Origin of the sequence: Mesorhizobium sp. M0601 (assembly GCF_040320845.1) — a bacterium.
Lineage (GTDB): Bacteria > Pseudomonadota > Alphaproteobacteria > Rhizobiales > Rhizobiaceae > Mesorhizobium.
The window spans coordinates 19,909-31,789 of record NZ_JAMYQK010000013.1 but is presented as its reverse complement, the minus strand read 5'-3'; the positions used below and the strand labels follow the sequence as shown (position 1 = coordinate 31,789).

At 63.9% G+C, this 11,881-nt stretch carries 11 protein-coding genes; 5 read left to right on the top strand and 6 right to left on the bottom strand.

The window, feature by feature from the left end:
- Window positions 1-10: 10 nt before the first annotated feature.
- A complete protein-coding gene (locus tag NKI41_RS14560) occupies window positions 11-1,192 on the bottom strand; it encodes an MFS transporter (protein WP_352683661.1) in 1,182 nt (393 codons plus the stop codon).
- A 137-nt stretch (window positions 1,193-1,329) separates the two neighbouring features.
- Between NKI41_RS14560 and NKI41_RS14555 the strand changes: the two genes are divergently transcribed.
- Window positions 1,330-2,238, top strand: coding sequence for a LysR family transcriptional regulator (locus NKI41_RS14555; protein ID WP_352500794.1), 909 nt, complete (start codon window positions 1,330-1,332; stop codon window positions 2,236-2,238).
- A gap of 60 nt (window positions 2,239-2,298) precedes the next feature.
- On the opposite strand, the gene NKI41_RS14550 is transcribed toward NKI41_RS14555, so the two are convergent.
- Both NKI41_RS14550 and NKI41_RS14545 read right to left on the bottom strand, forming a co-directional pair.
- Complete coding sequence (locus NKI41_RS14550; RefSeq protein WP_352471289.1) at window positions 2,299-3,348, bottom strand: aldo/keto reductase; 1,050 nt, start codon at window positions 3,346-3,348, stop codon at window positions 2,299-2,301.
- Between the two features lie 109 nt (window positions 3,349-3,457).
- Window positions 3,458-4,120 carry a YggS family pyridoxal phosphate-dependent enzyme gene (locus tag NKI41_RS14545; RefSeq protein ID WP_352471288.1) on the bottom strand — a complete coding sequence of 221 codons (663 nt, stop codon included), beginning with the start codon at window positions 4,118-4,120 and terminating at the stop codon, window positions 3,458-3,460.
- A gap of 146 nt (window positions 4,121-4,266) precedes the next feature.
- Here NKI41_RS14545 and leuS point away from each other — a divergent pair, with 146 nt between their 5' ends.
- Together leuS and NKI41_RS14535 are read left to right on the top strand one after the other, a co-directional pair.
- The gene (gene leuS, locus NKI41_RS14540) at window positions 4,267-6,891 is read left to right on the top strand and encodes a leucine--tRNA ligase (RefSeq protein WP_352471287.1); all 2,625 of its coding nucleotides are present in this window, start codon (window positions 4,267-4,269) and stop codon (window positions 6,889-6,891) included.
- Window positions 6,878-7,459 (top strand): LPS assembly lipoprotein LptE, encoded by a 582-nt coding sequence (locus NKI41_RS14535; RefSeq protein WP_352471286.1) that lies wholly within the window; start codon window positions 6,878-6,880, stop codon window positions 7,457-7,459. The genes leuS and NKI41_RS14535 overlap by 14 nt, the downstream gene beginning before the upstream one ends.
- Before the next feature lie 72 nt (window positions 7,460-7,531).
- Here NKI41_RS14535 and fsa read toward each other — a convergent pair whose 3' ends face one another.
- On the bottom strand, window positions 7,532-8,185 hold the full coding sequence (gene fsa / locus NKI41_RS14530; RefSeq protein ID WP_023678103.1) for a fructose-6-phosphate aldolase: 654 nt from the start codon (window positions 8,183-8,185) through the stop codon (window positions 7,532-7,534).
- A gap of 90 nt (window positions 8,186-8,275) precedes the next feature.
- On the opposite strand from fsa, the gene NKI41_RS14525 reads away from it, so the two are divergent.
- Window positions 8,276-10,459, top strand: coding sequence for a primosomal protein N' (locus tag NKI41_RS14525; RefSeq protein ID WP_352683658.1), 2,184 nt, complete (start codon window positions 8,276-8,278; stop codon window positions 10,457-10,459).
- A 9-nt stretch (window positions 10,460-10,468) separates the two neighbouring features.
- Here NKI41_RS14525 and NKI41_RS14520 read toward each other — a convergent pair whose 3' ends face one another.
- Both NKI41_RS14520 and NKI41_RS14515 read right to left on the bottom strand, forming a co-directional pair.
- Window positions 10,469-10,924 (bottom strand): type II toxin-antitoxin system VapC family toxin, encoded by a 456-nt coding sequence (locus tag NKI41_RS14520; RefSeq protein WP_352471284.1) that lies wholly within the window; start codon window positions 10,922-10,924, stop codon window positions 10,469-10,471.
- Window positions 10,921-11,166, bottom strand: coding sequence for a type II toxin-antitoxin system Phd/YefM family antitoxin (locus NKI41_RS14515; RefSeq protein ID WP_254018681.1), 246 nt, complete (start codon window positions 11,164-11,166; stop codon window positions 10,921-10,923). The genes NKI41_RS14520 and NKI41_RS14515 overlap by 4 nt, the downstream gene beginning before the upstream one ends.
- A gap of 210 nt (window positions 11,167-11,376) precedes the next feature.
- Between NKI41_RS14515 and NKI41_RS14510 the strand changes: the two genes are divergently transcribed.
- A complete protein-coding gene (locus NKI41_RS14510; protein WP_352500793.1) occupies window positions 11,377-11,772 on the top strand; it encodes an AGROH133_08824 family phage infection protein in 396 nt (131 codons plus the stop codon).
- Window positions 11,773-11,881: the final 109 nt, after the last annotated feature.

Here is an 11,881-nt window from a genome sequence, read left to right as displayed (position 1 = left end):
GGTTTGCGTTCTATGACCGCGCGATTTCCGGTGTAGCGAGGACAGGATCTCGGTCGAGACGCAGCGCAAACGCCGCTACGGCAAGCGCTGAAAGTGGCAACAGCGCCGCGACCCAGGTGACGGCACCGAGGCCGGGACCATGGGCGATGACCACGCCGCCGAGCCAGGCGCCGGCCGCATTGCCGAGGTTGAAGGCGGCGATGTTGAAGGATGAAGCTAGGCTCTGGCCGGCGCCTTGCGCCTTCTGCAACACCCATAACTGTAGCGGCGCGACGGTGGCGAAGGCGGCGGCGCCGAGCAGGCCGACATAGATAACGGCCATGACCTGGCTGTGCAGGGCGAAGGTCATGGTGCCGAGCACCAGCGCCAGCACGACGAGACTGCCGAGAACGGACGGTACCAGCCAGCGATCGGCGAACTTGCCGCCGGCGAGGTTGCCGGCGATGAGGCCGCCGCCGAAGACCAGCAGGATCGGCGACACCGCTGTCTCGTCAAAACCGGTGATCTCGGTCAGCAACGGGGCGATGTAGGTGAAGACGGCGAAGACGCCGGCATAGCCAAGCACGGTGGTGGCAAAGCCAAGCAGGACCGGCGCGCGGCCGAGCAAGGCGAGATCGGCGCGCAAATTGCTCTTCTCAGGCTCTGTTCGGCTGCGCGGCACCAGCAGCAGAATGATGGTAAAGGCGGCGATGCCGACCAGGGTCACCGCCCAGAAGGTCGCGCGCCAGCCGAAGGCTTGGCCGAGCCATGTGCCGAAGGGCACGCCGAGGATGTTGGCGATGGTCAGGCCGGTGAACATCAGGGCGATCGCCGAGGCTTTCTTGTTGGGCGCCACCAGTCCGGTCGCCACGACCGAGCCGACGCCGAAGAAGGTACCGTGGGCGAAGGCGGCCAGTACGCGCGCACCCATCAGCGTCCAGTAGTCTGGGGCAAGCGCACAAGCGAGGTTGCCCAGCGTGAAGATCGCCATCAGCGCCAGAAGCACGGTCTTGCGCGGCCAACGGCCGGTCGCGATCGTCAGCAGCGGCGCGCCGATGACGACGCCCAGCGCATAGCCAGAAATCAGCTGGCCGGAAGCTGAGATCGAGACGCCGAGATCGGTGCTGACGTCGAGCAGCAGGCCCATGATGACGAATTCGGTGACGCCGATGCCAAAGGCACCGGCGGCAAGAGCGTAAAGAGCAAGGGGCATGGCGGTTCCCACTTCGATGACGACCAGTTTTGACGACGGGCGCCGTGTCCTCCCACGCCCCGATCCGGAAGATCGTGCCGCGATGTGCTGTGAACCAGCCTTGCATCGGGCACATCGTCTGTGAAATAGATTCACCAATGGCCAGGCCCGACATCAATCGCTCCGGCGAGATCGAAGTGTTCGTCCGCGTCGTCGAGGCGGGCAGCTTTTCAGCCGCTGCCCGCGCGTTGCGGATGACGCCGTCGGCGGTGAGCAAGCTGATCGCGCGGCTGGAGGCGCGGCTTGGTGCGCGGCTGGTCAGCCGTTCGACGCGCAAGCTGCAACTGACGCCGGAGGGTGCGGCGTTCTTCGACAGCGGCGTGCGCGTCCTTGCCGACATGGCGGCGGCCGAGCGCGAGGCAGCGGCGGGTGCCGCGCCGCGTGGCCGGCTGCGGATCAACAGCTACGTGCCTTTCGGGCAGCATCGGCTGATCCCGCTTTTGCCGCGTTTCCTAGAGCGCTACCCCGAAATCTCGGTCGATCTGGTGTTGACCGACGATGTCATCGACCTGATGGAGGAGCGCGCTGACGTCGCCATCCGCGCCGGGCCGCTTGGCGAATCACGGCTGGTGGCGCGCAAGCTCGGGCAGAGCCGGGTGGTCGTCGTTGCGGCGCCATCGTATCTCGAAGCGCGTGGCACGCCCAAGACGCCCGCCGACCTCGATCGTCACAACCGGATGGGATTCCGTTTCGTTCGTCACCTCGAGGGCTGGCCTTTTATCGACGCGGCCGGCAAACCGATCACCCTGTCGATCATCGGAAATACGCTGGTCAGCGACGGCGAGGCGATGCGGCTGATGGCGCTCTCGGGGGCGGGCATCGCCCGGCTGGCACGCTGGCATGTGGAGGCCGACATTGCCGCCGGCCGGCTTCTGCCGCTGCTGGAAGATTTCAATCCCGGCGACGAGGAACTCACCCACGCCGTCTATGTCGGCCAAGGCAAGTATCTGCCGGCGCGGGTGCGGGCGTTTTTGGACTTTTTGGTCGAGACTGTTCGGCTGACTTGAGCCCAAAAAAAGATAGGGAGCCTGCCGGCTCCCGAAGCATCAAATCGAAGGTAAATTGAACTACTTTTTCGGCACAAAGGGCGCCGGCCGCCGGCCGGCCGCCTGACGCTCCAGCATCCAGCCCGGGTATTCGGCGGGCAGGGCACTGACTTCGTCGAGGCGAACAAGATCATCGGCATCGAGCTGCAACTCGGTGGCTGCAAGGTTCTGTTCCAGCTGCTCCATGCGGCTGGCGCCGATGATGACGCTCATCACGAATGGCTTGGCCAGGACATAGCCGAGCGCCACCGTGGCGACGCTGACGCCGTGCTTGACGGCGATCTCGCGCATGACAGCGACCGCTGCCCAGGCACGGTCCTCATTGACCGGCGGGAAATTGAAGCTGGCGCGACGGCCCTCGCCATTGCCGGGGGCGCCCGGTCCGTATTTGCCGGAGAGCAGGCCGCCAGCCATCGGCGACCAGACCATCAGCCCGAGTTTCTCCTCGTTGAGCAGCGGCACGATTTCGCGCTCGAGATCGCGGCCGGCGATCGAATAATACGACTGCACGGTCTCGAAGCGGGCAAAGCCTTTGCGCTCCGCAATACCCAGCGCCTTGGCGATGCGCCAGGCCTGCCAGTTCGAGACGCCGACATAGCGGACCTTGCCGGCGGCAACCAGGTCGTCGAGCGCCCGCAGCGTTTCGTCGATCGGCGTCACCGTGTCGGTGCCGTGCAGCTGGTAGAGATCGATGTGATCGAGCTGTAGCCGCTCGAGGCTGCTCTCGACCGAATCCATGATGTGGCCGCGCGAGGAACCGCGCTGGTTCGGGCCGCCGCCCATGGCGCCATGAACCTTGGTGGCGATGATCACGTCCTGACGGTTGACGCCAAGGTTCCTGAGCGACTGGCCGAGAAGCCGTTCCGAGGCGCCGAAGGAATAGACATCCGCCGTGTCGAAGAAATTGACGCCGGCGGCGAGGGAGCGGGCAACGATCTCGTCGACGCCCTTCTGGTCGAGGCTGGCGATCAGGCCCCATTGGGCATTCTCGCCGGCCGCGCCGAACGTCATCGTGCCGAGGCAAAGTTCGGAGACGAACATCCCCGTATTTCCAAGTTGATTGTAACGCATGGTGGCTCCAGACGGGTTGAGAATAACTCGACCCATATAGGAACGAAACGTTCCGTTTCTATACGCTGGCTTAGTCAATGTCAGCCTGTGGCCTAAGGTCGGCTGCGCCTCATCTGGCGCCGAAAATCGCCGATCCAACCCTGACACTGGTCGCGCCGAAGGCGATCGCGGTTTCGTAGTCGCCGGACATGCCCATGGAGAGCTTGTCGACGCAGGCCTCGAGCCCAAGCTTTTCCAGCAGCGCGAAATGCGGACCGGGGTTCTCGTCGGCCGGCGGAATGCACATCAGCCCTTCGATGGCGAGGGCGTGAACCGAGCGGCAGCGGGCGACGAAGGCGACAGCCTCGCGTGGCTCGATGCCGGCCTTTTGCGGCTCGGAGCCGGTGTTGACCTGGACATAGAGCCTTGGCGTCCTGCCCTGCCTGGCGATTTCCTTGGCCAGCTCTGCGGCGATCTTTTCACGGTCGATGGTTTCGATGACGTCGAACAATGCCACCGCTTCCTTGGCCTTGTTCGATTGCAGCGGACCGATCAGATGCAGCTCGACGTCGGGAAACGCCGTCCGCAGTGCCGGCCATTTGGCTTGTGCTTCCTGGACGCGGTTTTCGCCGAAGACGCGCTGGCCGGCCTCGATGACGGGGCGGATATCGGCGGCGTCGAAGGTTTTCGAGACCGCGACCAGCGTCACCGCTCCGGCCTCACGGCCTGCCTCGCGCTCGGCGGCAGCGATCCTTGCCTTGACCGTGAAAAGCTGTTCGGCGGCGCTCGCCATGCGTATATCCTGCCTGTGTTTGGCTTTTCGCCGGATCGCCGCAGTTGACGGGTCCGGCAATCCATGGTGAACACCGCGACGACATTTCCTGAGCCGCCCGGGCATTGTCCGGCGGCTCGCGCATGCTTTTAAGTGAAAAACACCCGATGGCAACCGAACGATACAATCCGCGCGCGTCAGAGCCCAAATGGCAGAAGGCCTGGGACGCCAAGAAGCTGTTCGAAGCCGACAATGACGACCCGCGCCCGAAATACTACGTGCTGGAGATGTTCCCCTATCCGTCGGGGCGCATCCATATCGGCCATACCCGCAACTATACGATGGGCGATGTGGTGGCGCGCTACAAGCGGGCCAAGGGTTTCAATGTGCTGCACCCGATGGGCTGGGACGCCTTTGGCATGCCAGCCGAAAACGCGGCGATGCAGAACAAGGTCCATCCCAAGGACTGGACCTATCAGAACATCGCCGCCATGCGCGAGCAGCTCAAGGTCATGGGCCTGTCGCTCGATTGGGCGCGCGAGTTCGCCACCTGCGATGTCGACTACTATCACCGCCAGCAGATGCTGTTCCTCGATTTCGTCGAGAAGGGGCTGGTGACGCGCAAATCCTCCAAGGTCAACTGGGATCCGGAGGACATGACGGTGCTTGCCAACGAGCAGGTCATCGACGGACGCGGCTGGCGCTCAGGCGCGCTGGTGGAACAGCGCGAGCTGACGCAGTGGTTCTTCAAGATCACCGATTATGCGCAGGATCTGCTGGATTCGCTCGATCAGCTCGACGACTGGCCGGAAAAAGTGAAGCTGATGCAGGCGAACTGGATCGGCCGTTCAGAAGGGCTGCTGATCCGCTGGCCGCTGGTCAAGCCAATCGCCGGCGAGCATGAGCTCGAAGTCTATACGACAAGGCCCGACACGATCTTCGGCGCGTCCTTCATGGCGATTGCGGCCGACCATCCGCTGGCCAAAAAGGCCGCCGAAGACAATCCGGCACTGGCAAAGTTCATCGACGAAGTCCGCCATATGGGCACTTCGGCGGCGGCCTTGGAGACGGCCGAGAAGAAGGGTTTCGATACCGGCACTCGCGTCGTCCATCCGTTCGACGAGAGGTGGACGCTACCCGTCTACGTCGCCAATTTCGTGCTGATGGACTATGGCACCGGCGCCATCTTCGGCTGCCCGGCACATGACCAGCGCGACCTCGACTTCGCCAACAGATACGGCCTTCCGGTCATTCCGGTGGTGATGCCGGAAGGCGAGAATCAAGGAAGCTTCCAGGTCATCGACGAGGCTTACGTCGATGATGGCGCGATGATCAATTCGCGCTTCCTCGACGGCATGAAGCCGGATCAGGCATTCGACGAGGTGGCGAAGCTGCTGGAACAAAGGACCATCGGCAACCGGCCGATGGCCGAGCGCAAGGTGAATTTCCGCCTGCGCGACTGGGGCATTTCGCGCCAGCGCTATTGGGGCTGCCCGATCCCGATGATCCATTGCGAGGATTGCGGCGTGGTGCCGGTGCCGAAAGCCGACCTGCCGGTCAAGCTGCCGGACGACATCGAGTTCGACCGGCCGGGCAATCCGCTCGATCGCCATCCGACATGGCGGCACGTCAAATGCCCGCGTTGCGGCAAGGATGCGCGGCGCGAAACCGACACGATGGACACATTTGTCGATTCTTCGTGGTATTTCGCGCGCTTCACCGCGCCGTGGGCAAACGATCCGACCGATCCCGAGGCCGCGACTGAATGGCTGCCGGTCGACCAGTATATTGGCGGTATTGAGCATGCGATCCTGCATTTGCTCTATTCGCGCTTTTTCACCCGCGCCATGCGCGAGACCGGCCATGTCGATCTCGCCGAGCCGTTCAGGGGCCTGTTCACGCAAGGCATGGTGGTACACGAGACCTATCGGGTTGGCGGCGCCTCGAACGGCCGCTGGCTTGCGCCAAGCGAGGTCAGGCTGGAAGACGCCGACGGCAAGCGCCGCGCCTTCGAAATCGCCACCGGCGAAGAGGCGGTGATCGGTCCGCTCGAAAAAATGTCGAAGTCGAAGAAGAATACGGTGAGTCCGGAAGAGATCACCGACGGCTACGGCGCCGATACGGCGCGCTGGTTCATGCTGTCGGACTCGCCGCCCGAGCGCGATGTCGAATGGACCGACGAGGGTGCGGCCGGCGCGCATCGCTTCATCCAGCGCATCTGGCGCCTGGTGTCGACGGCTGCCGAATCGCTCGCCGGAGTCCGGCCAGAGGCGGCGAAGGACGGCGAGGCCGGGACAGTGTCCAAGGCCGCGCACAAGATCCTGAAGTTGGTCGGCGAGGATATCGAAAAGCTCGCCTTCAACCGCGCCATCGCCCGCATCTATGAGCTCGCCAATGCCTTGACCGTACCGCTCAACGAGGCGGCAGAGGGCAAGGCCGGTCCGGCCCTGCAAGCGGCCTGCCGTGAGGCCGTCGAGATCCTGGTGCACCTGATCGCGCCGGTCATGCCGCATCTGGCCGAGGAGTGCTGGCAGACGCTCGGCGGCACCGACCTTGTCGCCGAACGGCCCTGGCCGGACTACGATGCCTCGCTTGTCGTCGACGCCGAGATCGTGCTGCCGGTCCAGGTCAACGGCAAGAAGCGCGGTGATTTGACAATTGCCCGCGACGCGGACCAAGGTGCGGTCGAAAAAGCGGTTCTGGCTCTCGAGTTCGTGCAGAAAGCGCTCGAAGGTAAGGCGCCGCGCAAGGTGATCATCGTGCCGCAGAGGATCGTCAATGTCGTTGCCTGATCCGAAAAAAGCGGAGCTGACGCTGCGCCGTGTCGTGCTTTACGGGCTGCTCGCCTCGGTGGCGCTGGTTTCCGCCTGCACGGTGCGGCCGCTCTATTCGAGCGCGCCGCTGATCGCCGGCTCGCAGGTCGGCGCCGCTGCCGAGCTGGCATCGATCTCGGTCAAGCCGGTCAAGACCCGCTACGCCCAGCAGGTCCGCAACAATTTGATCTTCGCGCTCGGCCAGGGCGCCGGCGAGCCGGCTTCGCCGGTCTATTCGCTTGATCTCGGCGTCTCCGAACTCGTCGAATCGGCGGCAATCGAGCAGGTCACGACCGACGAGGACGAGCCGACCGCCGGCACTGTGACGCTGACTGCCAACTATGTGCTCAGCGATGCCAAGACGGGCACGGTCATAGCGAGGGGCAAGCGCTCGATTCCGTCGTCATACGACAGGCCGCGCCAGGAATTCGCGTCATACCGAGCCCAGATCGACGCCGAGAACCGTGCGGCGCGCGAGCTGGCAGATGTGCTGCGGCTGTCGATCGCTCAGGATCTGATCAAGCACGGCAAGCCGGCGGCAAGCTAGGTCTTTCCGGAGTGCGCAATCTGCAAAAAAAGGCCGATTGCTCGGCCTTTTTTTGTTCGTAGGATAGTCGCTTCAGCCGATCTTCTGCCCGGTCTTTGCCCAGTCGGCGAGGAACAGTTCCAGGCCCTTGTCGGTCAGCGGGTGTTTGACCAGTGCCTTGAGCGTCGCCGGCGGCGCGGTGATGACATCGGCACCGATCAGCGCCGCCTGCTTGACATGGTTCACGGTGCGCACAGAAGCGGTCAGGATCTCGGTCTGGAAGTCATAATTGTCGTAGATGGTGCGGATATCGGCAATCAGCTCCATGCCGTCCCAGCCGCTGTCGTCGATGCGGCCGACGAAGGGCGAGATGAAGGAGGCGCCGGCCTTGGCGGCGAGCAGCGCCTGGGTGGCCGAGAAGCACAGCGTGACGTTGACCATGCGGCCGTCCGACCGGATGTCCTTGCAGGCTCTCAGGCCATCGAGCGTCAGCGGCACCTTGATGCAGACATTGTCGGCGATCCTGGCCAGGATCTTGGCCTCCGCCATCATGTCCTTGTATTCGGTGGCGACGACTTCGGCCGAGACTGGGCCCTTGACGATCTCGCAGATCTCTCTTGTGACGTCGGCGATCTTGCCGCCGGATTTCAGGATCAGCGACGGATTGGTGGTTACGCCGTCGAGCAGCCCCAAATCGTTCAGCTCGCGGATTTCCTTGACATCGGCGGTGTCGACAAAAAATTTCATGGCGGTCTCCTGAAGATTTTTCATGTGCACGTCATGCACATTCGGGGTCGGACTTTGATCTAGACCAAAGTCGGGGCAAGGTCACGCCTCATGATCGAAGATTCGCCCTTTGTCGCGGCCGCACCGGTGCTGGTGCCGATGCCCGCCGAGCGCCCCTACACCTATGCCGTGCCGGCTGGCATGCGCGTGGTGCCGGGCTCGATCGTGCGCGTTCCGCTTGGGCCCCGCCAGGTCGCCGGCATCGTCTGGGACGGCGCCGTCGAAAAGGTCGACGCGAAGAAATTGCGGCCGATCGAGCAGGTTTTCGACTGCCCGCCGATCGACCGCGCGATGCGGCGTTTTGTCGATTGGGTGGCGCAGTACACGCTGTCGCCGCCCGGCATGGTGGCGCGCATGCTGCTCAGGGCGCCGGAGGCGTTCGATCCGGAGCCGTGGATCGAAGGGCTGCAGCGCACCTTCGCCAAGCCCGACCGGATGACGGAGGCGAGGACGCGCGTGCTGGAGACGGCCGAAGGCGGACTTGCCTGGACGCGATCCGGCCTGGCGCATGCGGCAGGCGTGTCGTCGACGGTGGTGGACGGGCTGCGGGCGCAGGGCGTATTCCAGACGGTGATGATCCCGCCGCGGCCGGTGGTCGCAGCACCCGATCCCGGCTACGCCGTGCCTTCACTGATGCCCGACCAGAGCGATGCCGCCGAGACGCTGCGCGCCAATGTCGCGACCGGTACATTCGGGGTCACCCTGCTCGACGGTGTAACCGGATCCGGCAAGACGGAGGTCTATTTCGAGGCGGTCGCGGCCGCGCTCGATCGCGGCAAGCAGGTGCTGATCCTGCTGCCGGAAATTGCGCTGACCCATGCCTTCCTCGAACGCTTCCAGGAGCGGTTCGGCGCCAAGCCGGCGGAGTGGCACTCGGACCTGCCGCCAAGGATGCGCGAAAAGGTCTGGCGGCAGGTAGCGGAAGGCGGCGCGCGGGTCGTCGCCGGCGCGCGCTCGGCGCTGTTCCTGCCGTTCAGGGAGCTTGGACTGGTCGTCGTCGACGAAGAGCACGATCCCGCCTACAAGCAGGAGGATCGCGTCTTTTACAACGCGCGCGACATGGCCGTGGTGCGCGGCCATATCGGCGGCTTTCCGGTCGTGCTCGCTTCGGCGACACCGTCGGTCGAAAGCCGGGTCAATGCCAGCCAGGGCCGCTACAGCAGGGCGGTGCTTTCGGCGCGCTTTGCCGAGGCGGCACTTCCCGATCTCAAGACGATCGACATGCGCCGCGCGCCGCCGGCACGCGGCGGTTTCCTGTCGCCGGTGTTGCTTGGACAAATGCGGCAGACACTGGCAAAACAGGAACAGTCGCTGCTGTTCCTCAACCGCCGCGGTTATGCGCCGCTGACGCTCTGCCGGGTCTGCGGCCACCGCTTCGGCTGTCCGGTCTGCTCGGCCTGGCTGGTCGAGCACCGCTTTCGCGGCCAGCTCGTCTGCCACCACTGCGGGCACAATGAACGCCGGCCCGAAGCCTGTCCGGAATGCGGCACGCTCGATCATCTGGTCGCCTGCGGGCCAGGCGTCGAGCGCATCGCCGAGGAGGTCGTCGCGCATTTCCCCGATGCCCGCACCATCGTCTTGTCGTCCGACCTGATGGGCGGCGTGCGGCGGCTGCGGCTCGAGCTTGAAGCCATCGCCAATGGCGAGGCCGACATCGTCATCGGCACGCAACTCGTCGCGAAGGGCCATAATTTCCCCAACATGACGCTGGTCGGTGTGGTCGATGCCGATCTCGGCCTTGCCAATGGCGACCCGCGCGCCGCCGAGCGCACCTTCCAACTGCTCAGCCAGGTGACCGGCCGCGCCGGCCGCACCGGCAAGAAGAGCCTTGGCCTGCTGCAGACTTTCCAGCCCGACCATCCCGTAATGCGGGCGATCGTCTCCGGCGATGCCGAGGCCTTCTACGAACGTGAGATCGCCGAACGCGAGCGGGCGGGGCTGCCGCCCTTCGGCCGGCTGGCCGGCGTCATCGTCAGCGCGGCGACACGGGCGGAAGCCGAAGGGCACGCCCGCGGCCTGCGCCGAGCCGCGCCGCAGGCCAGCGACCTGTTCGTGCTCGGCCCGGCCGAGGCGCCGCTATCATTGATCGGCGGGCGCCATCGCTTTCGCCTGCTGATCCAGGGCGAACGGCGCGCCGACATGCAAGGATTCATCCGCACCATGCTGGCTGAGGGACCGAAGATACGGGGTTCGGTACGCGTCCAGGTCGACATCGACCCGCAGAGCTTTTTGTAAGCTGTCGAATTACCCTTTCGAGGCGCGTTCGGTGAATGGGTTCAGGTAAGGCACGTCGAGAATCGCAAAATGCCGGGTGTTGGCCGTCAAAACTGACAGGCCGTGCAAACGGGCAGTAGCTGCGATCAGAACGTCCGCCAGACCCGGATTGGCGCCTCTGGCGATAGTGGCGTCTTCCAGTTTTCCGGCTTCTCGCGCGATTGCTAAATCGATGGGAAGGATGCGCTGGTTGAACTCTAGAAGCAACCTTTCGAACCACTCATTGATGCGCTCTGCCTTCATATGCCCGCCCGCCCGCTTCAGTTTCGCGATTCCTCGTTCCACCTCCAAGATGACGATCGACGAGAGCTGCCAAGAGCCGCGTTCTCCTTGTTCGGCAACCCAGTTCTGCACGTGTGCCGGAAGCAGAGGCCGACCAGGTGCAAATGCCGAGAGAAAAGACGTATCAAGCAGATAGCCGGTCAAAACTCCACTTCCCGCGACGGCGATTCGTTTCGCTCAAGCTCGATGCCGCCTGGATACTGAAGCAGGAAATCCACGAAGTCTTTTTGGCTGTTCTGCGGATAAAGTTTCCGTCCCTCACCGATTGGCACCACCATGACTGCGGGCTTGCCGTGCTTGGTGATAACCGTGGGCTCACCGTTCTCAGCAGCCTCCACGAGCGCGGAAAGGCTGGCCTTTGCCTCTCGTAGTTGCATCGTCTTCATGCGCGGAACCTCTTGTGGTCTCATGTAGTCACAATATAGGAATTGTGCAGAAAAAAACAGCCCGTTGTGTAACGTCCTGTTAGCCCGGTCGATACAACGGCGCTCGCGTTGGGCTGACGCCCCGTAAATTGCGACGGCCCATCTGGCGCATGTCTCTTGCTTCGCTAGAATGCCCGAAAATTTTGAATATCCATTTACGAGGGGACAAGGATGGAATTTGCGTTTCCATGGCCGATGAGCCAGGGCGAGTGGCTGGCATGGTCAAGCGCCGTCGTGACCTTGCTTTTCGGGCTGCTGCTGTTCCTGGCGCCAGGGCTGGCCTTCCGGATTCTCAGGCTGCAGGTCAAGCCCGAGAAGGCGGCGGCGATCGCCGAAGGTCGCGGCAGGATGTCGGGCTTCTATCTCGGTGTCAGCCTGTGCTGCATCCTCTTGGCGCAGCCGCTGCTCTATATGGCGCTCGGCTTCTCCTGGCTGTTCACCGCCTTCGGCCGGCTGCTATCGATGATGTCGGACGGCGCCAACACGCCGTTCAACTGGGCTTCCATCGTCGTCGAGCTGGTGCTGGCGGCGCTGCCGCTTGCCTTCGCCTTCGGCTTTTTGCCCTGAATCAGGGATCAATCCGGGGTTGGTTGCTGAACTCGCCCGGCGGATGCGACAATAGTGCCTGAAAACCATGCCGGACGACGCATTGCGGTCTGAAAATGCCTGTGCTAGA

Coding starts and splice junctions, on each gene's coding strand:
- NKI41_RS14510 (WP_352500793.1), top strand. CDS start 11,377: ATGGAATTTGCGTTTCCATGGCCGATGAGCCAGGGCGAGTGGCTGGCA.
- fsa (WP_023678103.1), bottom strand. CDS start 8,185: ATGAAATTTTTTGTCGACACCGCCGATGTCAAGGAAATCCGCGAGCTG.
- NKI41_RS14525 (WP_352683658.1), top strand. CDS start 8,276: ATGATCGAAGATTCGCCCTTTGTCGCGGCCGCACCGGTGCTGGTGCCG.
- NKI41_RS14550 (WP_352471289.1), bottom strand. CDS start 3,348: ATGCGTTACAATCAACTTGGAAATACGGGGATGTTCGTCTCCGAACTT.
- NKI41_RS14545 (WP_352471288.1), bottom strand. CDS start 4,120: ATGGCGAGCGCCGCCGAACAGCTTTTCACGGTCAAGGCAAGGATCGCT.
- leuS (WP_352471287.1), top strand. CDS start 4,267: ATGGCAACCGAACGATACAATCCGCGCGCGTCAGAGCCCAAATGGCAG.
- NKI41_RS14560 (WP_352683661.1), bottom strand. CDS start 1,192: ATGCCCCTTGCTCTTTACGCTCTTGCCGCCGGTGCCTTTGGCATCGGC.
- NKI41_RS14515 (WP_254018681.1), bottom strand. CDS start 11,166: ATGAAGACGATGCAACTACGAGAGGCAAAGGCCAGCCTTTCCGCGCTC.
- NKI41_RS14555 (WP_352500794.1), top strand. CDS start 1,330: ATGGCCAGGCCCGACATCAATCGCTCCGGCGAGATCGAAGTGTTCGTC.
- NKI41_RS14535 (WP_352471286.1), top strand. CDS start 6,878: ATGTCGTTGCCTGATCCGAAAAAAGCGGAGCTGACGCTGCGCCGTGTC.